The organism is Ensifer sp. Root954 (assembly GCF_001429005.1).
In the GTDB taxonomy this organism is placed as follows: domain Bacteria; phylum Pseudomonadota; class Alphaproteobacteria; order Rhizobiales; family Rhizobiaceae; genus Ensifer; species Ensifer adhaerens.
In genome coordinates this window covers 634668-655306 of sequence record NZ_LMJM01000001.1, presented here as the reverse complement: position 1 = coordinate 655306, position 20639 = coordinate 634668, and the positions used below count along the sequence as shown (strand labels likewise).

Sequence of the window (20639 nt, the reverse complement as noted above, 5' to 3'; positions counted from 1 at the left end):
CCGTCTCTCTCCCGACCGAGACCGTCACGAAACTGTTGCGACGATAGAGCCGGAGGCACAAGCGAGTAATTTTCAGCGAGAGCATTCCAAAATGGAATGCTTGGCTCAGGCAGCCCGGTCGGCCGAAACTTCCGTAAGCAGCCAGGCACGGAACGCGTCGACCTTGCGGTCGTTTCCGGCCTGGGGCCGCGTGACGAACCAGTAGGATTCATGCCCCTCGACCTCGACGTCGAAAAGCTGCACGAGCTGCCCGGTCTCAAGCTGATTGCGAACCATCGAACGATCGGCAACGGTGACGCCGAGGCCCGCACAGGCCGCTTCGATCGCCAGATCGAGCAGGTCGAACTCTAGCCCGCCGCGGGTATCGACATCCTGGAACCCGGCTGCATCCAGCCAATGGCGCCAGGTCAGATAACGCCGGTCGGGTGAAGCGAGCACGTGCAGGAAGGTAAAGCGCTGCAGGTCCGTCGGACCCTCGACTTTCACCCCTTCGAGCAGTGATGGCGCACAGACGACCACATGCCGCTCCGTCATCAGGATGCTGGCATCCAGCATCGGCCACTCGCCATCGCCGAAGCGGATGGCGCAGTCGAGAAGACCGCGCTCGGCAAGCGTGTCCGTGGCTTCGGTGCTGAGGCTGATATCGACGTCGGGCAGGGCCACGCGCAGCCGCGGCAGACGCGGCAGCAGCCAGCGCTTGGCAAAGGTCGGCGGAACGTTGATCCGCAAGCGGTTCTGGTTGCTCTTCTCGGTGATGCTGCGCAGCGAAACCTCGATGCTATGGAACGCTTCCTGGATCGTCGCCAGCAGTTCGGCACCGGCCGGCGTCAGCTCGAGATGGTGGTGGCGACGGATGAGCAGGTCTTCGCCAAGCTCATCCTCGAGGTTGCGAACCTGGCGGCTGACCGCGCTTTGCGTGAGGTTGAGCCGCTCGGCCGCCCGCGTGAAGCTGCGGGTCTGCCCGACCACTTCGAAGACCTTCATCGCCGACAATCCAGGAAGTCTTCGCATCGATAACTTGGCCTCAGGAAACGCTGCATCCCGCGGGTCGTCGCGGGATCGATGCGCACCTTTGCGTGTCACGCTCCGGCGCACAAGCACGAAAATCCAAATCGTATCCAGCAAAGCGGAAGCGCAAGCCTGGCTAGCTCCGAACGACGAACGGCGGCTCTCGCCGCCGTTTGCCCATCCAATCCATCGCCTGGCCAAGCCCAGACGAAAACTGGAAACTTAACCGCGCCTACTCCGCAGCATAAAAGCCGTAGAGCACCGGCATCAGCCCGACCAGCGCCTCGAAGCGCTTGAAGGACTTACGTTCGGGTCGCGTCCATCCGGTTTCGGCGAGCGCCGAAAGCCGCGGGAAGACGAGCCGGTCGAAGACGGCGCGGTCGGTCATCGGTTCGGACCAGATGCAGCACTGCACGCCGAGCAGGTGCTTTTTCTGTGCGTCGGTCCAGCCTTCGACCGGGTCAAATGTGTAGAGCTTTTCCGGGTCTGACCAGCCGGCCCAGCTGCCGCCGGGCTCCGACCAGGCCGGGCTGTTGGCCATGTCGAGATAGTAGACTTGGCCCGGGCAGACGACGATGTCGTAACCTTCCTCGGCAAGCGCGGCCGACGCCTCGACCGTGCGCCAACCGAAGAGCAACGACTTCGCCTTGTCGATGACGTTGCCGTGGGCCGCCTCCTGCCAACCGCCGGTAACGCAATTTCGGCTCGCCAGGAACGCCTGGACACGCGCCAGGAACTCGCCCTGCAGCACCGCCGCAACCGAACCGTCGATCTCGTCGGCGCCATGGGTGTTGGTGACGACGTTCAGGCGCTTGGCGTGGGTTTCGGCCACCTCGTCACCGGCAAGTGCACGAAGCCGCGTGAGCGCTTCCGGCGAGCCGGACCAAGCACCAAGCGGCACCTCGTCGGCGCCGACATGAATCGCCCGCATCGGGAAGAGTTCGATCAACTCGTCGAAGATGACTTCCAGCACGCGATAGGTCTCTTCGCGCGCCGGGTTCAGGCAGTTGTCCGGGAAGCCCTGGACCGAATGATAGCTTCCCTTTTCCTCGGGATCGCGCAGTTCCGGGATTGCCTGCAGCATCGCATAGGAATGGCCGGGGATGTCGATTTCCGGCATCACCTCGATGCCGAGGCTGGCGGCAAGCGCTACGATCTGACGAACCGCCGCCTTGGTGTAGTAGCCGCCGGTCGGTTCAGGACCCGAGCCGAGCAGCGGCGGGATCTTGCGGCCATGGCCGCGCCAGGCGCCGATTTCGGTGAGCGCCGGATAGGCGTCAATCTCCACGCGCCAGGCCTCGTCGTCGGTCAGGTGCCAGTGGAAACGGTTGAGTTTGTTCCAGGCCATCAGTTGCAGGAAGCGCTCGACCTCCGCGGTGCTATAAAACTGCCGGGCGACGTCGAGATGGGTGCCGCGCCAGGCGAGCGCCGGCTCGTCCTTGATCTCCCCGCCCGTCGGAAACACGAAGGTGCCCGGATGCGACCGCGCCCCGCGCAGGACCTGGCCGAGCGTGATCAGGCCGTAGAGAATACCCGTCTGGCTACCGCCCGAAATGGCGACGCCGGCAGGCGAGAAACGGATCGTGTAGGCCTCCGGACCAAGGTGCGACGCCTTTGACAATTCGACCGGGAAACCGCCCTCCGCCGCCGGCCGGACAAGGCCCTCGACCGGAAACAGGCTGGCCGTGAGATCGGCAAACGCCTTCGCCGCGGCGGACGCTTCACTGCCTTCGGCCTTCAGATCGAGGCCCGGAGGTGCCAATAGCTGACCGGAGACCGCAACCGCTTGCGGCCACGGCACGATCGAGACTGGCACCGGGGCCACTTTCGGCACTGGATAGACGGCGGCGCCACGCTTCAGCTCGGCGTTGTCACCGTGCGCCCGCGAGGCAAGCACGGCAACCGGCGCATTCGTGCCATCGGACAGGACGAGGAAGGCGGCGTTGGCGCCATCGGTCCAGTGGCGCGGCTCGAAGCTCATGCCGTGAGCCTTGAGCGTCCAGGTCGCGCCGGGCTTCAGCTCAAAACCTTCCGGCGGCGCGAATTCCGCATAGTTGGAGAGCCGGACCAGAAGCTGCCCGCCCTCGACCTCAGCGGCAGGATCGATGCGCGCCGGGCCCGAGACGCCGAGGCGAAAGCCCTTGATCGGCCGGTCCGAATTGTTGGTGAGCGTCAGCGCATAGACCGACCTGTCGGCGGTGCCGACGGGCACCCAGAGCGTTTCCAGAAGATAGTCAGATTTGGCGGCAAACGTCATCAAATGGCTCCATGAGTGATTGGTCTCTGCGGCCGCCCCGGGGGCCAGCGCGTTTCTTGGGGAATGCGGGTCCTCGGTTCACATAGCTCACGTCGGCATTTGGCCAAGGGCACGGACGAAGTAATTCACGGTAACTTCTTCCACGTTGTCGGAGGCCGGACGGCTCTTTCGCCGCACGTCGTCGGCATGGGCAAGGAAGCGGGCGCTTTGCCCTGGCACAAAGGGGCGATCGGGGTCGGGGACCGCGGAAAGAAGCAGTTGCGTATAGGGATGGCGGGGATTGCCGATGACGGCGCTGGTCTCGCCCCACTCGACCATCTGCCCGGCAAACATCACCACGACCTCCTCGGCGATGTGGGCGGCCGTGGCTAAATCGTGGGTGATGTAGAGCATGGCGAGGTTCCGCTCGCGCTTGATGCGCGCGAGCAGTTCCAGGATGTCGAGGCGGATCGACACGTCGAGCATCGATGTCGGCTCGTCGGCAACGAGCACATCCGGCCCGACCGCAAGCGCCCGGGCAATGTTGACGCGCTGGCGCTGGCCACCGGACAGTTCGTGCGGAAACTTTCGTGCCGTCACATCCGCGTCCAGACCGACATCGGCGAGCAGACGCGCGACGGCAGCTTTCGCCTCGCCCCCGTTCTTGGCGTGACCATGCAAAAGCAGTGGACGCGCGAGGTGATGGTAGACGGAGAACACCGGGTTGAGTGAGGCGAAGGGATCCTGAAACACCATCTGGATCGCCCGCCGACGCGTCTTTTCGTCGGCCCTTCCTCCGGCCTGGGTAACGTCGGCGCCGCGAAACGCCATCGTCCCCGATGTCGGCGCATCGAGCCGCGCGACGATGCGGGCGCAGGTGGTCTTGCCGCAACCGGATTCGCCGACGAGCGCCAGCGCCCGGCCGGGCTTTAAGGCAAGCGAAATGCCGCGCAAAGCCTCGACGGTACCGAAGCTGCGCCTGATGTCCTTGAGGCGCACGATCGCGTCGTCTTCATCAGCCATGGTCGTCGTTAGCGGCATTACGTTCATTCGACGACCCCCAGGCTGCGGACGGATGAGGGCAGTTGCGGGATCGCGCCCCAGAGTTTCCGCGTGTAGTCGTGTTCCGGCGCACGGCTGATCTGCTGCGTGTCGCCGACCTCGACCAATTGCCCTTTGAGCATAACACCGATGCGATGGCAGAGCTGCGCCATCAGGTGCAGGTCGTGGGTGATGAACAGCACCGAAAAACCGAGGTTGCGCTGCAGGTCGACGAGTTGCTCCAGGATTTCCCGCTGCACGACGACGTCGAGCGCCGTCGTCGGCTCGTCCATGATGATCAGTTCCGGCTTCAGCGCCAGGCAGATTGCGATAACGATGCGCTGGCGCATGCCGCCGCTGAACTGGTGCGGATAGTCGTCGAGGCGGTTGATCGGGATTCCAACGAGCCGGAACATCTCCTCGGCCCGTGCACGGGCCTGCGGCCTGGTCGCGCCGGTGTGCTTGCGCAAGACGTCGAAAAACTGCGCCTCGACCCGCATCAGCGGGTTGAGCGAGTTCATTGCGCTCTGGAACACCATGCCGATCCGCCGCCAGCGCACGTTCTGCAGCGACGCTTCCGGCATCTTCAGGAGGTTTTGACCATCGAGCAGGATCTCGCCGCCGGCGACCCAGGCCGGCGGTTTTGACAGCCGCGTGATCGCATAGGCGATCGTGCTCTTGCCGCAGCCGGATTCGCCGGCAAGGCCGAAGAGTTCGCCGCGGCGCACCTCGAAGGAGACATCGTTAACCGCGCGGAAAGCGCCGTCGTCAAGCAGGTAATCGACGTTCAGGTTGCGGATTTCCAGGAGTGCATCGCTCATCGGGCCGCCTCCAGTTCGCGACGGCGCAGCCGCGTGAGACGCAGCCAGCGGCTGAGCGCCGGACCGGAGCGAAGCTGCGGATTGGCGATCTCGTCGAAGGTGAAGTTGATGAGCGCGAGACCAAGACCGACGAGCGCGATGCCCGCGGCCGGAACGGCGATGTCCCACCAGGCGCCGACGATGATCGCCGAGGAGTTTTGCGCATTGTAGAGCATGGTGCCCCAGGTCACCCGGAGCGGATCGCCGAAGCCGAGATATTCGAGCGTCGTCTGCGCGACGATCGCATAGATGATGCTGCCGACCACGTTGATGCCGATCAGCGGCACCAGATTGGGCAGGATCTCGACGAAGATCACCCGCCAATGCGGCTCGCCGACCATGCGCGCCGCCACCACGAATTCACGCTGCCGGAGCGCCATGGTCTGCGACCGCGTCATGCGCGCGCCCCAGGGCCACGAGGTGAGCGCGATGATCGCCATGATCGCCATCGGCCCGACCGTGCCGGCAAAAGACGCAAGCAGGATCAGCAGCGGAATATTCGGTATGACAAGGACGGCATTGGTGGCGAGATCAAGCGTCGCATCCGTGCGGCCGCCGAAGTAACCGGCGACGAGGCCGACGATGGTGCCGAGCGCGGTAATCGCAAGGCCGGTGGCAAAGCCGACGGCAAGCGACGGCCTGGCACCCCAGACGAATTGCGAGAAGACGTCGCGGCCCATCTTCGTGGTGCCGAAGACATGCTCGACGGTTGGTGGCTGATGCGAACGACCGACACGCTCGCTCGGATCACCCGGTGCTAGAACCGGCGCGAACAGCGCCATCAGGCAGAGCGTGAGAATGATGACAAGGCCGGCGACGGCTTTCTTCTGCCGCCAGAACAAGGAGACGCCCGCATTCATGCCCTGCCCTCCCTTATGCGCGGATCGACCACGCCATAGATGATGTCGACCAGAAGATTGGCGCCGAGCGTGGCGATCGTCATCAGCAGCAGTTGCCCCTGGATCACGGGATAGTCGCGGGCAACGCTTGCCGTATAGAGCGTCAGTCCGAGACCCGGATAGTTGAAGACGATCTCGGTCACGATCGAGCCGCCAAAGACCGCCCCCAGCATCAGCGCCAGGTTGGTGAGCACCGGCAGCATGGCGTTGCGCGCCGCGTAGCCGAACATGACGGCTGCTTCCGAGAGGCCCTTGGCTCGCCCCATGGTGACGTAGTCCTCACCGAGCACCGAGATCATGCTGGAGCGCATCGTCGTCTGAAACTCGCCAATCAGATAGGGCGAGAGCGTCAGCACCGGCATGATCGCATGCAGGAAGACGCTGCCGAAGAAGGTGAAGTTGAGCCCCGGGTCGAGGCTCGGATCATAGGCGTAGCCGACCGGCAGCAGCCGGAGCGTCACGCCGAAAGTGAAAAGCGTCGCAAGCGCGATGATGACGGGCGGAACGGCAATCAGCACCACCGAGAACGGCGAGACGAAACTGTCGAAACGCCCGCCACGGCGCCAGGCGGCGACGGCGCCGAGCAGCACACCGATGCAAAGAGAGAAGGTTATGGCGGTGACCACGAGAAACGCCGTCCACCCGGCCGAGCGGCCGAGAACTTCAAGCACCGTCTGCGGATAATACTTGACCGAGACGCCGAGATCGAAATGGGCGAGCCCGACGACATAGTCGACGAACTGCTGCCAGATCGGTTGCTCGATCGCACCGAAACGCGCCTTGATCGCCTCGATGGCCGCGGGCGTTGCCCGCGGTCCGAGTTGGGCGATCATGCTGTCGACGGGGGACCCCGGCATCAGCCGGGGAACCGCGAAGTTCATGACGATCGCGAAGAGGAACGCCACGCAGTAGACGGTAAGCCGTCGACGGGAAAGTCGCATCGCTGGAACCCGCTGCCACTTATTGTACGGGCTTCAGGCGGAGCAGATGCACCAGCCGCATCCGGTTGTTGTCGTGATCCTCGGGGTTCATGACAGGCTCGTCCTTCGTCACCCAGCCGGTAAAGCGCTTGGTCGAGAACTGATACCAGGTCGGACCGTTGAAGACGGGAACGACGGGCAGGTTGTCGGCGACGATCACTTGCACCTGATCGAACAGCTTCTTGCGGTCGTCGTCCGTCGCCGCCCGGCGGTAATCATCGAAGACCTTGTCGAGTTCGGGGTTGGAATAGCGTGACGGCGCGCTGGTGATACGCCCACCGAAGCCGGTCGACAGCGACTGGAAGTAGCCGCGGAAAGGCGTCGGGCCGTCGGCACGCGAATTCATCACCGCCTCGAAGCTGCCGTCGAGGATCTGTTTCTGCCACTGCTCGTATTCGGGCGTTGCGACAGAGGCGTTGATGCCAATCTTGCGCAAGCCTTCGGCCGCGATCTGCACCGCGTCGATCCAGTCGGTCCAGCCGTTCGGCACGATGATCGGAAAGGCGATCGGTTTGCCGCTCGGCGTGGTGCGGAAGCCCTCGCCGTCCTTCTTGTAGCCGGCATCGTCAAGCAGCTTGTTGGCCTTGTCGATGTCATAGGCGAGCCACTCGTCCTGAGCACCCTCGGCGGCCTTGTTGCGCCAGCTGTCGAAGCGCGGCGGCAGACCGCTCGCATGGGTGTTGACGACGGGATAGCCGAAACCGGCGATATCGACCATCGCGGTGCGATCCATGGAAAGGCTGAAGGCGCGCCGGAACGTCATATCGTTGAAGGCCTCGGCGTTGCCCGGATTCGACGACTTGAAGTTCATCTGGAACGAAACGGTTTCGGCCGGAGGCTGCCAGTAGCCATTATGGTCAGGGTCGAGGCCGACATAGGTCTTGTCGATCTGCGGCAGGAACGAGCCGAACCAGTCGATCGAGCCCTCCGGCAGGAGCGCCAGCATCTGGTCGTTGCCGGAAATCTGCGGCAGCTTCAGGCAATCGACCTTCAGCGTCGCCGCGTCCCAATAGTTGGGGTTGCGGCACTGCTCGTAGACCTGGGGCGTGAAGCGGCGGATTTCGGTCATCGGGCCGGAGCCGACGGGCGTCTCGTTCTTGAAGGCCAGCGGATCCTTCACGTCCTTCCAGATGTGCTCGGGCACCACCGGGAAATCGGCAAGCGACTCCGGAAAATGCGTGTCGACATCCTTGAGGTTGATCTTCACCTCGGTCGGCGACGGCGCCTCCACCGAAGCGACGGTTTCGCCAACGCCGACGGTATCGACCGCCGGGTTCTTCAGCATCAGCTCGAGCGTGAATTTCATATCTGCCGAGGTCAGCGGCTTGCCGTCCGACCATTTCACGCCGTCGCGCAATGTATAGGTGATCGACTTCAGGTCGTCGGCAAATTTGTAGGCAGTCGCAAGCCGAAAGACCGGCTTGCCGCCGTCGTAATCATTGAAGATCACCAGCGGCTCGTAGACGAAATCCATGGTGCTCTGCCGCCGACCGCCGAGGTCGAACGGGTTGAAATTCTGCACCCAGCTCGTCTGCTCCTCGATGTGCATGGTGAGCACGGATTCGGCGCGGGCCTCAGCGGCGCCGATCATCATCAGCACGGTCGCGACGCCAACAAAACGCCGTGTCGTACCGCTCCTCCCGACCCCCGGCGCGTTGCGCAAAGGCCGCATTTCCTCGACTGCCGTCATGACGAATTCCCCCTCAGGTTTCGTTGATCGAACTATTAAGTCAAGTAATTTGACTTAACGATAAGTCCGTCAAAGTCGCGCTGTCAATCGGGGTATTTTCGCCGAGACTAAAGTTATGGTCCGAACCGCCAAGTGGTATTTCGAACGAGAATACCACTTCCGAAATCTTGCGATTTGGCGGCTCTTTCAGGCGGCGGAATTTGGTCGGAAAACGACTTGGCCAAGCATCGCGAGCAGAATCACCGCGCAGCCCAGGATCTGGGAAAGGCTCAAGGGTGACCCCAGAAACGCCAGCGCGAAGACGAGAACCCATACCGGTTCGCAGCACATGATTACCGATGCCCGCGCCGCAGAGATCATCTGCTGGCCGCGAAACTGCAGGACGAAGCGCAGGCAGGTCGAGATCAGGATGCTTGCCAGAAACCAGCCCCAGATCGCGATCGAAGGGACTGCCGCGGGCATCTGTTCGACAGGCAGCGAGACCGCGAGGATGACCACTCCTGCGGCCACCAGCTGGATCGCGGCTGTGGCCACCGCGCCTACTTCGGTGGAATTGCGTTTGACCAACGCAATGCTCGCCGCCCAAAGCAGGGCCGAGACCACAAAATAGAGGTGAGCCACCTCGACGCGAGCGCCGGGGCCAAGAAACAGCAAGCCCATCCCGGCAAGCGCGACGGCGATCGAGATCCAGAGCGCTCGCCCGACCGGCCAGCCGAAGAACAGCAGACCGAAAACCGGCACCAGCAGGTTGCCGGTCGAGGTGATGAAGGCCGCAACGCCCGGGTTCGTCGTCTGTTTCAGGCCGAAAATCCAGGCCATCATGGCGACCGCAAGGGCGAGCGCGGCGGGAAGCAGCAGGCGCACCGCCCTGCCGAGTTCGGCAAAGGATGCGAACCTCGACAAGAGACCGATCAGCAGACCGGCGATGACAAAACGGCTGCCGAGGAAGAGCAGTGGCGGAAACTCGGCAAGAGCGTGGATCGAAAACAGCCATCCGGCGCCCGCCACAAAGGCCGCGATCGCGATCTGCAGATCGGCAATCGGCTGGGAAGGGGGCTGGGCGGAACGATCAGGGGTCATCTGTTGGACACCAGAGAAGCCGAAAGGCCGTAGCGAACGGCCTGCCGGCTTCTCTGTCGTTTAAAACCGACATCTACCAGTGATTGTTCGGATTGTGACAAGAACGGCCGTCTACTGGTTCGCCTTGGCGTAGTCCTTCATGTTCTCAGGTGTCACCAGTTCGAACGGAACCCAGATCTGCCGTTCGGTCTTTTCCTCCCGCGCCAGGGCGACGGCGGCATCCATCGCGGTCGCGCCCTGCGCGATTGCGTTCTGGAAGACGGTGACGTCGAGATCGCCTGCGGCCATGGCGGCAAGCCCGTCCGGCGTCGCATCGATGCCACCGACCACCACCTTCGACATGTCGGTGCCCGCCGCTTTCATCGCCTGGATCGCGCCGATCGCCATCTCATCATTGTTGGCGATGACGGCATCGAATTCCCGTCCTGTCGAGAGCCAGTTGGTCATGATGTTGCTCGCCTCGAGGCGATCCCAGTTGGCGCTCTGTTCCTCGATCACGCTCATGCCCTTGCAGTCATCGGTGGCGATGACGTCGTGAATATCCTTCGTCCGGGTCAGCGACGAATGATTGTTGAGCGGTCCCATCAGCACATAAACGGAACCCTTGCCGCCAAGCAGCCGGCACACTTCCTTCGTTTCCAGCGTGCCGGAATCGATCTCGTTCGAACCGACGAAGGCGGCAGTCGCCGGGAGCGCATCGGCATCGGCCGGCGGGTGGTTGGCGTAGACGATCGGAATACCGGCGGCACTCGCCATTTTCGTCAGCGCCGGCGTGCCGTCGCCATCGACGGCAACCACCACGATCGCGTCGACGCCGGAGGATATGAAGTTCTGTACCTGGTCCAGCTGCTTGCTCGGATCGTTCTGGGCGTCCTCGACCTGAACCGAAACGCCATCGAGCTTGGCGGCGCGGTCTTCCATGCCCTGACGCAGGATCGTCAGGAACGCGCTATCGGAACGGGCAATGGTGATGCCGATGTTTTCGGCGTGAGCGGTACCAGCCAGCAGAACCGACATGGCGGCAAACAGCAACTTCCTCATTCGAAACCTCCCAAAGGAACAGATGACCTGTGAGTCATCAACGGAATACATCATCCATTGAAAGTCAATAATGAAACATACATTTCAATTTTGTGCGGCGATGGAATGATCGAAACCCCGCGAAACTCAGGATTTTCGGTATGCAAAATCCTGATAAGATCTACCTATGAGTGCATCATCTTGATACGAGCACCGCGTATCCGGGGAGATTTCGACTGCGCCTTCGGGAAACGAGGGAGCCGCTTTCGGCTGTGTCTCACCGGAAACGCCGGCGGCGCGCGACGCCTGTGACATCAAGCCTTTAACCCACGCAACCCTCGCTGTCGGCAGGAGATCCCGATGACCGTACAGGAAGCAATCCTCAACTTCGGCTATGATCCCACGATCAAGGAAGATGGCCCGACGCTCCGGCCGCCGATACCCGCATCACTGCCGAGCGCGGCAACCGTGAACGCGCTCTACCTGCCGCCGCCCAAGGCGCAGGGCACACCGAGCCATGTCGGCAGCCCCGGCAGTTGCGCCGCCTGGGCCACGACCTACGGGCTTGCCACCTATTGGGCGGCCGTTTCGACCAGCGAAGCGCCGTTGCAACCCGTGCGGCAGGCAAGTCCGGCCCATATCTACATCGAAGTGATGAAGAGCTACGGGAAGACGGGCTGCGCGGGATCACAGCTGGCCTCCTATCTCAACCTGCTCAAGCAGCGCGGCACCCCGAACTGGAAGACGGCTCCCTATTTTCCGAATTGTCCCGAGCTGTGGTCGCGCTACGATCCCGGCGCCCTTCCCGACGACAGCTTCCAGATACCCGGCTGGGCGACGGTCGAGACCAGCGATCTCGACGCGATCAAGGCCGTCATCGTCGCGGGCGGAGCGCTCTGCTACGGCACGTCACTGAACAAGGGCTTCATGCAATATGAAGGGCCGGGCCCATTGAGAGGGCCTCTGGAAAAGTTGCCGAACACCGGCCATTGCATGTTGATCATCGGCTATGACGACGAGCAGCAGGCCATTCTCATCCAGAACAGCTTCGGTGAGAACTGGGGCTGCGAATGGAACGGGCGTCGCGGCTACATCTGGATGGGTTACGAGCTGTTCCAATGCCTCGCCCAGGGCCAGGCGATGTACATCACCGGCTGACGTCGGGCGGCTTGCCCGCCGCCCGATCTACCATCCCTGAACGGAGCCGTGGCCCTACTCCGCCGCCACGGCTGCGGGATAGGCTACGGTCTTCGTGTCCTCGGCCTCGAGGCTTTCCGGCGTGTCAGGCTCGACGGAGCTCTTCTTCGGTTCGCGACCGAAGAAGAGCGCATAGCCCGCCGGCAGAACCAGGATGGTCAGCACGGTCGCGACCAGAATGCCGCCCATCATGGCGTAGGCGAGCGGCCCCCAGAAGACACCGCGCGAGATCGGGATCAGCGCCAGCACGGCCGTCAAGGCGGTAAGCGTGATCGGCCGGAAACGCCTGACGGCGGAGCCGATGATCGCCTCGGCGCGGTCCATGCCCGCGGCGATATCCTGGTCGATCTGGTCGACGAGGATGATCGAGTTGCGCATGATGATGCCGAGCAGCGCAATGACGCCCAGGATCGCAACGAAGCCGAAAGGCGCACCGCTGATCAAAAGGGCAGCAGCCGCACCGATGATGCCGAGCGGACCGGTCGCGAGAACCAGCATCGCCTTGCCGAAATGCTGCAGCTGGATCATCAGCAGGATAACGATGACGCCGATCATGATCGGCGCCTTGGCGGCGATCGAGGCCTGGCTTTCGGCAGAGTCCTCCGCGCCCCCTTGGATGGCGATCGAGTAGCCGGCGGGCAGGCTGTCGCGCAGCGGCTGCATTTCGCCAAACATCTTCATCGCCACGTCGTTCGGCTGCACACCATCCGGCAGGGTGCCGCGCACGGTGATCGTCGGCAGGCGGTCGCGGCGCCATTCGATGCCCTGCTCGAGCACCGGCACGACCTTGGCGACCTGCGAAAGCGGTACGAAGCCACCGAAGTCGGTCGGGATGTATACGGAGTCGACCGAGCTCAGCAGCTTGCGGCTTTCCGCGGGCTCGCGGGCAACGATCGCCACCGTCTCCTCGCCATCGCGGAAATTGTCGAGCGGCGCACCCGTGACGCTTGCCTGCAGTATCTGGCGAATGCGCTGCGAGGTGACGCCGAGCGCGCGGGCGCGGTCCTGGTCGATCACCAGTTTCATGCCCGGCACCGGTTCCAGCCAGTCGTCGTGCACGGCGCCGAGCAGCGGGTTCTCGTGGAACTTCGCCTTGACGCGATCGGCAATACGCCTGACTTCGTCGCGATCCGGCCCCATGATGCGCATCTGCACCGGCCAGCCGGTTGGCGGGCCCAGGAACAGGCGATCGACCTTGGCGCGGATCGAGGGGAAGTCGGCAGCTAGAATTCCGCGCATCTTGGCGATCAACCGTTCGCGCGCCGGCTCGTCCTTGGCCATCACGAGAAGCTGGGCAAAGTTCGGATTGCGAAGCTGCTGGTCGAGCGGCAGGAAGAAGCGCGGCGCGCCCTCGCCGATATAGGTGGCGATGAAGCGCTTGTCCTCGTCGTCCATCATGCGGGCTTCGAGTGCCTTGGCCTGCTTCTCGACTTCCTTGATGCTGGTGCCCTCGGGCAGCCAGAGATCGACGAGGATTTCCGGCCGCGACGACTGCGGGAAGAAGTTCTTCGGAATGAACTGGAAGGCCCAGAGGCTGACGAAGAAGAGGGCGAGCGTCGTCGACAGCACGATGATGCGACGGCGCACGGCCCAGGCGACCGTCGTGCGCAGGCGACGGTAGAAGCGCGTGTCGAAGACGTCGTGATGATTGCCGGCGTGGCTGCGCTGCTTCAGGAGCATATTACCGAGCCAGGGAGTGAAATAGACGGCAACGAACCACGAGACGACGAGCGCGATGCCGACCACGTAGAACAGCGAGCGCACATACTCCCCGGCGGTCGAAGCGGCGAAACCGACGGGAATGAAGCCGGCCGTGGTGATCAGCGTGCCGGTCAGCATCGGGAAGGCAGTGGAGGTATAGGCGAAGCTCGCAGCCTCGACCTTCACCAAGCCCTCTTCCAGCTTTCGTTCCATCATCTCGACCACGATCATGGCGTCGTCGACCAGAAGGCCGAGCGCAATGATCAGTGCGCCGAGCGAGATGCGCTGCAGGTCGATGCCGAGTTCGTACATGATGGCGAAGGTTGCAGCCAGCACCAGCGGAATGGTGATCGCGATCACCAGGCCCGAGCGCCAGCCGATCGACAGGAACGACACGACGAGCACGATCGCCAGCGCCTCGCCGAGCGCCTTCATGAATTCGCCGACGGCTTCCTTGACCACTTCAGGCTGGTTGGAGACCTGGTCGACCTTGACGCCATAGGGCAGCGACGCTTCGAAGTGCTGATAGGTCGCCTCCACCGCGTTGCCGACATCGGTCACCTTGAAGCCCTTGGCCATGACGACGCCGATCTGGACGCTGTCTTCACCGTTGAAACGGAATTTGCGCGAATAGGGATCTTCGAGACCGGAGCTGACCGTGGCGATATCGCCAAGTCGGGTGATCTGGCCGCCGGCGCGAAGCCTCAGGTTCTTCAGGTCCTCCACCTTGTCAAGACTGCCTTCGACCGAGATGCGCACCGAGCGCGTGCCGGTATCGACCGCGCCGGCCGGGTCGATGTTGTTCTGGCCGGCAATCGTGCTGCGCAGGTCGTTGAGCGTCAGCCCGCGCTCGGCCAGCGCATTGGATGAGACGTCGATATAGATCTTCTCCGGCTGGTCGCCGATGATGACGGCCTTCTCGACGCCGGGCGTCGTCAAAAGCATGTCACGCGCCTGGATCGCGAACTTCTTCAGCTCCGGATAGCTGTAGCCTTCGCCGCTCAGCGAATGCAGTGTGATGAAGGTGTCGCCGAACTCGTCGTTGAAATAGGGACCGAGCAAACCTTCGGGCAGTTCGTTGGAGATGTCACCGACCTTCTTGCGGACCTGGTAGAAGGCATCCGCCACCTGTTCGGCATTGGTGTCGCCTTCGACCTGCAACGTGATGATCGCGCTGCCGGCACGCGTATAGGAGCGCACGAAATCGAGATGCGGCGTTTCCTGCAGCTTGCGCTCGATCTTGTTGACGACCTGGTCCTGCATCTCCTCGATCGAGGCCCCCGGCCAGAAGGCCTGCACGACCATCACGCGGAAGGTGAAGTCCGGGTCTTCCTTCTGCCCCATGCGCATCAGGCCGAAGACGCCGGCAAGGATGATGAGGCCGAACAGGAAGCGCGCCATGCTCGGGTGCGCGATCGCCCAGCGCGAAAGGTTGAAGGGCCGCTTTTCGTCGGAAGTGGAGGTCGTCATCGGCTCGGTTCCGCGGTTTTCGAGTGTCAGCGCAGGAGGGGGACTTCGGCCTGGGCCGAAGCGGAGTGCTGCGTCGTCGCGTTCGAGATCGTCACCTTGAGATCGTCGGCCATGAACTGCGTCCCGGCAGCAACGACAAGGTCGCCGACCTCAAGCCCATCGGTGACGCGCACGCCGTCAGCGGTGAAGTCGGAAAGCGTGACGGGACGGCTGCTGACGGTTTCGGTGCCGCGATCGACAACCCAGACGATGGTGTAGCCGTCCTTCTGTGCAAGCGCGCTCAAAGGGACCGAGACGTAAGGCTTGCCGTTGCCGGCCGACGCCTCGACGGTCGCGGTCATGCCGAGCAGAACCCGCGGATCGTTCGGCAGGCTTACCCGCACGGAAAAGGTCCGCGACTGCGGGTCGGCGCTGCCCGCCACCTCGCGCACCGTGCCGTCAAGCGACAACCCGGTGTCGGACCAGAGCCCGACCTTGACCGGCAGGCCGGTCTTGAAATTGGCGATCTCCGTCTCGGGCACGGCGACCTGCACTTCCTTTTCGCCTTCGACGGCGACAGTCGCGACAGGCGTGCCCGAACCGACGACCTGGCCGACATCGGCATTGATCGTGGTGACGATGCCCGGCCGGTCGGAGACGAGGTTCGTATAGGTCACCTGGTTCTCCACCTGCGACACCGCCGACTTCGCAGCGTCGCGCGTCGCCACGGCCTGATTGTAGCTCAGCACCGACTGATCGAACTGGGCCTGCGAGGCAAATTTTCGGGCGAGCAGTTGTTCGGCGCGATCGCGCACCAGCTTGACTGTCTCGACCTGACGCTCGGCCGCTTCCAGATTGGCCGAAGCGCTGCGCACGGCGAGCTCATAATCGGTGGCGTCAACGCGGGCGAGCAGATCGCCGACCTTTACGCGGTCGCCGACATTGACGACCCGCTCGACGATCTTGCCGCTGACGCGGAAGCCGAGGTTCATTTCGGTCCGCGCCCGTACGGAGCCGGAATAGCTGAGCTGGCGGGCCGTGTCGGCCTCAGCAATCTCGACGACCTTGACCGGGCGCACCACCGCAGTGGCGTCGGTCTTTTCCTGCGAGCAGCCGGCCAGTGTCGCCGCGAGCGTCGAAAGGAGTGCAGCAGTGGCAAAAAATGAAATACGGCGGCGAAATTCTATGAGCTTAAACATGTTCGCACTCCCAATACAGGCTTGCGCAGGCCGAAGCCGCGCCGGAAATATTTCTGCTAAATTTTCAATGCGTTGATCGCGAACTCGACCAGCTCTTCCGGGCTTGCGCGGTTCGCTTTGCTCAGACACTGGGCGACCATTTGCGGGTGGCAAAGCGTGACGGTCGCCGCCCCAAAGCAACGAGACGCGGCATCGGCGTCCTGGTCGCGAAACTCGCCCGCGGCAATCCCCTCGCGGATGACGTCGGCGAGGAGCGCGTCGATCCTGTCGATGTGCTTGTCGATGACGTGCCACTCGCGCTCGATGGCAACGATCACCATCTCGTGCACCTTCGTGTCGTCGAGCATCAGTTCGACCGTCATTTTGTGCTGTGCGTGGACGTAGCGGTGCAGGCGCTCGCTCGCGCTCAACGGCAACTGGCAGATCTCCTGCGCCATCTGGTAGCTGGCCGCGAGCATGCGCGCGCAAAGCGCCTGGTGGATCTCGGTCTTCGAGGCAAAGAAACGGTAGATGTTTGCCGGCGACATGCCGAGCTCGCGGGCGATGTCGGCAACATTGGTCTTGCTGTAGCCGAAGTGCCGGAACAGCCCCTCCGCTGCATCGAGGATGCGCGTGATGTTGTCCTGCCGTGTCTGGTCGACGACGATATCGTTGCTCACCGGCATCGCTGGCCTTTCGATTTACGACTGACGAATTTCGTATTTCGTCAGTCGTAAATCGAAACGAGGTGTGCGTCAATGGCACAGTCGGGCGTGGTTGATCACGTTTTGAAGAACGAGCGAGACGCCCTCCTCTGGCACACGAGGGCCTCCGCGACGCAGACTGCGTGACGGGGTGCAACCGCGGCGCCGTTGACTCGACACGCTATGGTGGTTACTGGCGACTTAACTGCCGTGTTTTTCGGATTTCTCTCAAAGGGTTCAGCCATCGATGGCCACAGGTCTCATCGCCCTCCTCGACGACATCACTGCGATCGCCAAGATGGCTGCGGCCTCGCTTGACGACGTTGCCGCCCAGACGGTGAAGGCCAGCACCAAGGCCGCTGGCGTCGTGATCGACGATGCGGCCGTGACGCCACGCTACGTCGTTGGCCTGACGCCGGAACGGGAACTGCCGATCATCGCGCGGATCGCCTTCGGCTCGCTCAAGAACAAGCTGCTCTTCCTTCTGCCGGGAGCCCTTCTGCTCGGCTACTTCGCACCCTGGGCGATCACGCCGCTGCTCATGCTCGGCGGCATCTATCTCTGCTACGAGGGCGCCGAGAAGCTCTATGGTGCCCTCTTCCCCCATGCCGCCCACGCACATGAGGAAGCCGTGCTCGGCGCGACGAGCGATCCGGCAGCGCTCGAAAACGAGAAGGTTGCGGGCGCCATCCGAACCGACTTCATTCTTTCCGCCGAGATCATGGCGCTGACGCTCTCGACCGTTGCCGACGCCAGCATCTACACACAGGCAGCAGTTCTGGCCGGGGTCGGCATCCTCATCACGCTTGCCGTCTACGGAGCGGTCGGCTTGATCGTGAAGGCCGACGATGCCGGCGTCGCGCTTGCCAAAAACCCCGTCGCGCTCCTGCGGCCGCTCGGCCGCGGACTGGTGCTCGGCATGCCCGTGTTCCTCAAGGCTCTCGCCGCCATCGGCACCGCCGCCATGCTGTGGGTCGGGGGCAGCATTCTCGTGCACGGCATGGCGCAACTTGGCGAGGCCGGGCCTGAACATTTCATCCACGACATCTCCGAGCATGTCGCGCAGGCGCTTCAGTTCGCGCCCGGGCTCGTCGGCTGGTTTGCGACCTCGGCACAGCAGGCACTGCTCGCCCTCGTCGTCGGCGCCATCACGATCGTCGTCTTGGGTAATGTCGTCGCGCCGATCTGGGGGCGTCTGCGCCCGGCAAAGCGCTAAAGGCGTTCGAAAGGTTTTCGGAAAGGAGGCCGCCTCCGGCCTCCTGCCAATCCGCAATCAAGCTTGCCGGAGCCGTTACCGCTTGTACTTCACCCCCGGCAGCACGCAGAGCATTTCATAAAGCAGGTTCGCCGCGGTGATCGCGGTCGTTCCAGTCGTGTCGAAGGGCGGGCTCACCTCGACGAGATCGGCGCCGACCAGGTTGAGACCGCGGCAGCCGCGGATGATCTCGAGTGCCTGGATGACGGTAAGGCCCCCGATCTCGGGCGTGCCGGTGCCCGGCGCATAGGCCGGATCAAGGCTATCGATGTCGAAGGTCAGGTAGGTCTTGTGGTTGCCGATCTTCGCGCGGATGCCTTCGATCAGCGGCACCAGCGACTTGTGCCAGCATTCCTCGGCCGGGACGACGGTGAAGCCCCTGTCGCGCGACCAGTCGAAATCGTCGGAAGCATAGCCGGTGCCGCGCAGGCCGATCTGGAAGACGAGATTGGGATTGAGGCAGCCGTCCTCATAGGCGCGACGGAACGGCGTGCCGTGCGCGATCTTCTCGCCGAACATCGTGTCGTTGATATCCGCATGCGCATCGACATGGATGAGGGCGACCGGCCCGTGTTTTTCGGCAATCGCCTTCAGGATCGGGTAGCTGATCGTGTGATCGCCGCCGAGGGTCAGCGGGATACAGTCATGCTTAAGGATCTCGCGGATGCCGCGGGTGATGATCTCCATATTGGCCGGCAGGTTGAAGGTGTTGATGGCGATGTCGCCGATATCGGCGACCTGCAGGCTTTCGAACGGGGCGGCGCCGGTCGCCATGTTGTAGGGACGGATCATCACGGATTCCGCGCGGATCTGGCGCGGTCCGTAGCGCGTACCAGACCGGTTGGACGCGCCGATATCCATGGGGATGCCAACGAAGCAGGCGTCGAGGCCTTCAGCCGAGGTCGCGGTGGGAAGACGCATCATCGTGCCGGGGCCGCCGAAGCGGGGCATATCGTTGCCGCCCAGCGGCTGGTTGAATTTTTCGTCCATGGAAGTTCTCCCTTTCTGTCGCCGGAACCCTAGCAGCCATTGCCACCCGAGAAATGCCCTTCGATCGAACGTTACTTCGATCGCGGTCAAACAAACATGCCCGATGCGGCAAAGGCCGGCGTCGATTGCCGTTTACGACGCCGCCGCGTCTCCCACACCTAGCCAAAGGGAGTGTTGCCCTCAAAGGACCCGCCAATCACTTTGGCGAAAACAAAAATACGCTGTTCTTGGGAGGAACCATGCAAAAGTTAACCCGCACCGCCCTGCGCTCCATGTTCGCCGCGTCGCTCGCCGCCATTGCGGCCTCAACGACCGCCCAGGCGCAGGACAAGCTGTTCATCTACAATTTCTCCGACTACTTCGCCGAAGACACCGTTTCGAATTTCCAGGCGAAGACCAGCGTTGAAACTCGGGTGGACTTCTACGATTCCCTTGAAGTGCTTGAAACCCGGCTGCTTGCCGGCGGCAGCGGTTTCGACGTCGCCTTCCCGAGCGCCACGGTCGGCGAGCGCCTGATCCAGTCCGGCGCACTGAAGCCGATCGATGTCACAGCGCTCAAGAACTACGGCAATCTCGACAAGGACCTGTTGAAGCTTGTCGCCGAGCACGACCCGGAGAACAAGTATCTCGTTCCCTACATGTGGCTGACGACGGGCGTTGCCTACAACGCCAAGCTGGTCAACGAGCGCCTGCCCGAGGCACCGGTCAATAGCCTCGACATGTTCTTCAAGCCCGAGATCGCCCAGAAATTCCAGGACTGCGGCATCGGCATCGTCGATGCGCCGAACGAGGTGATCCCGATCGCGCTCAACTATCTCGGCCTCGATCCCTATTCCACACAGGCGGAGGATCTCGACAAAGCCAAGGAACTGCTGCTGAAGCTGCGCCCCTTTATCCGGCACATGCAAAGCGGCCAGCTCGTGGCCGACATGGCCTCCGGCCAGCTCTGCCTGGCGCTGATGTGGAGCGGCGACGCCGGCATTGCAGCGGCCCGCGCCGAAGAGGCGGAGACCGGTGTTGCGGTCGCCTACTCGATCCCGAAGGAAGGCACGATCATTTCCTTCGACACGATGGCGATCCCGGCCGACGCACCGGATCCGGAACAGGCGCTGGCTTTCATCGACTATATCCTCGAGCCGAAGACAGTCGCCGCGATCAGCAATCGCGTCTTTTACGCCAACGCCAATGCCGCGGCGACGGCAGAGGTCGACGCCGGCATCCGAGACAACCCGAACATCTATCCGCCTGCCGAGGTCCGTTCCAAGCTCTTCGTCGACAAGTCGCTGCCACCGCGCCAGACGCGCGAGCGCACCCGCGTCTGGTCAGCATTCCGGGCCGGCCAATAGGCCAA

The 20639-nt window shown here is 63.1% G+C and carries 16 protein-coding genes; 3 read left to right on the top strand and 13 right to left on the bottom strand.

Going from position 1 to position 20639, the window contains the following annotated elements; translation table 11 throughout:
* Window positions 1-105: 105 nt before the first annotated feature.
* The 9 genes from ASE71_RS02860 to ASE71_RS02820 form a co-directional block, all read right to left on the bottom strand.
* Entirely contained in the window at window positions 106-984 is an 879-nt protein-coding gene (locus tag ASE71_RS02860; protein WP_090297042.1) for a LysR substrate-binding domain-containing protein, read from the bottom strand.
* 256 nt (window positions 985-1240) lie between these two features.
* Entirely contained in the window at window positions 1241-3265 is a 2025-nt protein-coding gene (locus ASE71_RS02855) for a beta-N-acetylhexosaminidase (RefSeq protein WP_060519306.1), read from the bottom strand.
* 87 nt (window positions 3266-3352) lie between these two features.
* Complete coding sequence (locus ASE71_RS02850) at window positions 3353-4294, bottom strand: ABC transporter ATP-binding protein (protein WP_060519304.1); 942 nt, start codon at window positions 4292-4294, stop codon at window positions 3353-3355.
* Window positions 4291-5106 carry an ABC transporter ATP-binding protein gene (locus ASE71_RS02845; protein WP_060519302.1) on the bottom strand — a complete coding sequence of 272 codons (816 nt, stop codon included), beginning with the start codon at window positions 5104-5106 and terminating at the stop codon, window positions 4291-4293. Before ASE71_RS02845 ends, ASE71_RS02850 begins: the two co-directional genes overlap by 4 nt.
* Window positions 5103-6005 (bottom strand): ABC transporter permease, encoded by a 903-nt coding sequence (locus ASE71_RS02840; RefSeq protein WP_034789645.1) that lies wholly within the window; start codon window positions 6003-6005, stop codon window positions 5103-5105. The genes ASE71_RS02845 and ASE71_RS02840 overlap by 4 nt, the downstream gene beginning before the upstream one ends.
* Window positions 6002-6985: an ABC transporter permease gene (locus ASE71_RS02835; protein WP_034789647.1), complete on the bottom strand. Its 984-nt coding sequence runs from the start codon at window positions 6983-6985 to the stop codon at window positions 6002-6004. The genes ASE71_RS02840 and ASE71_RS02835 overlap by 4 nt, the downstream gene beginning before the upstream one ends.
* Window positions 6986-7004: 19 nt before the next feature.
* On the bottom strand, window positions 7005-8618 hold the full coding sequence (locus tag ASE71_RS02830) for an ABC transporter substrate-binding protein (protein ID WP_244496833.1): 1614 nt from the start codon (window positions 8616-8618) through the stop codon (window positions 7005-7007).
* Window positions 8619-8900: 282 nt separating this feature from the next.
* Complete coding sequence (locus ASE71_RS02825; protein WP_060519300.1) at window positions 8901-9794, bottom strand: DMT family transporter; 894 nt, start codon at window positions 9792-9794, stop codon at window positions 8901-8903.
* 111 nt (window positions 9795-9905) lie between these two features.
* Window positions 9906-10835 (bottom strand): sugar ABC transporter substrate-binding protein, encoded by a 930-nt coding sequence (locus ASE71_RS02820; protein ID WP_060519298.1) that lies wholly within the window; start codon window positions 10833-10835, stop codon window positions 9906-9908.
* A 339-nt stretch (window positions 10836-11174) separates the two neighbouring features.
* Between ASE71_RS02820 and ASE71_RS02815 the strand changes: the two genes are divergently transcribed.
* The gene (locus ASE71_RS02815) at window positions 11175-11972 is read left to right on the top strand and encodes a C1 family peptidase (RefSeq protein WP_060519296.1); all 798 of its coding nucleotides are present in this window, start codon (window positions 11175-11177) and stop codon (window positions 11970-11972) included.
* Window positions 11973-12026: 54 nt separating this feature from the next.
* On the opposite strand, the gene ASE71_RS02810 is transcribed toward ASE71_RS02815, so the two are convergent.
* The 3 genes from ASE71_RS02810 to ASE71_RS02800 are packed head-to-tail and all read right to left on the bottom strand — an operon-like array spanning window position 12027 to window position 17025.
* Window positions 12027-15182 (bottom strand): efflux RND transporter permease subunit, encoded by a 3156-nt coding sequence (locus tag ASE71_RS02810; RefSeq protein ID WP_060519294.1) that lies wholly within the window; start codon window positions 15180-15182, stop codon window positions 12027-12029.
* 26 nt (window positions 15183-15208) lie between these two features.
* A complete protein-coding gene (locus ASE71_RS02805) occupies window positions 15209-16360 on the bottom strand; it encodes an efflux RND transporter periplasmic adaptor subunit (RefSeq protein WP_082566250.1) in 1152 nt (383 codons plus the stop codon).
* Window positions 16361-16416: 56 nt separating this feature from the next.
* Entirely contained in the window at window positions 16417-17025 is a 609-nt protein-coding gene (locus tag ASE71_RS02800; RefSeq protein WP_060519292.1) for a TetR family transcriptional regulator, read from the bottom strand.
* 265 nt (window positions 17026-17290) lie between these two features.
* Between ASE71_RS02800 and ASE71_RS02795 the strand changes: the two genes are divergently transcribed.
* Window positions 17291-18259, top strand: coding sequence for a DUF808 domain-containing protein (locus ASE71_RS02795; RefSeq protein WP_060519290.1), 969 nt, complete (start codon window positions 17291-17293; stop codon window positions 18257-18259).
* A gap of 75 nt (window positions 18260-18334) precedes the next feature.
* Here ASE71_RS02795 and speB read toward each other — a convergent pair whose 3' ends face one another.
* Window positions 18335-19288 (bottom strand): agmatinase, encoded by a 954-nt coding sequence (speB, locus tag ASE71_RS02790; RefSeq protein WP_034789665.1) that lies wholly within the window; start codon window positions 19286-19288, stop codon window positions 18335-18337.
* Between the two features lie 239 nt (window positions 19289-19527).
* Here speB and ASE71_RS02785 point away from each other — a divergent pair, with 239 nt between their 5' ends.
* Window positions 19528-20634 carry an extracellular solute-binding protein gene (locus ASE71_RS02785; RefSeq protein ID WP_034789666.1) on the top strand — a complete coding sequence of 369 codons (1107 nt, stop codon included), beginning with the start codon at window positions 19528-19530 and terminating at the stop codon, window positions 20632-20634.
* Window positions 20635-20639 lie beyond the last annotated feature (5 nt).

Coding starts and splice junctions, on each gene's coding strand:
- ASE71_RS02785 (WP_034789666.1), top strand. CDS start 19,528: ATGCAAAAGTTAACCCGCACCGCCCTGCGCTCCATGTTCGCCGCGTCG.
- ASE71_RS02805 (WP_082566250.1), bottom strand. CDS start 16,360: ATGTTTAAGCTCATAGAATTTCGCCGCCGTATTTCATTTTTTGCCACT.
- ASE71_RS02795 (WP_060519290.1), top strand. CDS start 17,291: ATGGCCACAGGTCTCATCGCCCTCCTCGACGACATCACTGCGATCGCC.
- ASE71_RS02850 (WP_060519304.1), bottom strand. CDS start 4,294: ATGAACGTAATGCCGCTAACGACGACCATGGCTGATGAAGACGACGCG.
- ASE71_RS02855 (WP_060519306.1), bottom strand. CDS start 3,265: ATGACGTTTGCCGCCAAATCTGACTATCTTCTGGAAACGCTCTGGGTG.
- ASE71_RS02830 (WP_244496833.1), bottom strand. CDS start 8,618: ATGATGATCGGCGCCGCTGAGGCCCGCGCCGAATCCGTGCTCACCATG.
- ASE71_RS02810 (WP_060519294.1), bottom strand. CDS start 15,182: ATGACGACCTCCACTTCCGACGAAAAGCGGCCCTTCAACCTTTCGCGC.
- ASE71_RS02820 (WP_060519298.1), bottom strand. CDS start 10,835: ATGAGGAAGTTGCTGTTTGCCGCCATGTCGGTTCTGCTGGCTGGTACC.
- ASE71_RS02825 (WP_060519300.1), bottom strand. CDS start 9,794: ATGACCCCTGATCGTTCCGCCCAGCCCCCTTCCCAGCCGATTGCCGAT.
- ASE71_RS02860 (WP_090297042.1), bottom strand. CDS start 984: ATGAAGGTCTTCGAAGTGGTCGGGCAGACCCGCAGCTTCACGCGGGCG.
- speB (WP_034789665.1), bottom strand. CDS start 19,288: ATGGACGAAAAATTCAACCAGCCGCTGGGCGGCAACGATATGCCCCGC.
- ASE71_RS02840 (WP_034789645.1), bottom strand. CDS start 6,005: ATGAATGCGGGCGTCTCCTTGTTCTGGCGGCAGAAGAAAGCCGTCGCC.
- ASE71_RS02815 (WP_060519296.1), top strand. CDS start 11,175: ATGACCGTACAGGAAGCAATCCTCAACTTCGGCTATGATCCCACGATC.
- ASE71_RS02800 (WP_060519292.1), bottom strand. CDS start 17,025: ATGCCGGTGAGCAACGATATCGTCGTCGACCAGACACGGCAGGACAAC.
- ASE71_RS02845 (WP_060519302.1), bottom strand. CDS start 5,106: ATGAGCGATGCACTCCTGGAAATCCGCAACCTGAACGTCGATTACCTG.
- ASE71_RS02835 (WP_034789647.1), bottom strand. CDS start 6,985: ATGCGACTTTCCCGTCGACGGCTTACCGTCTACTGCGTGGCGTTCCTC.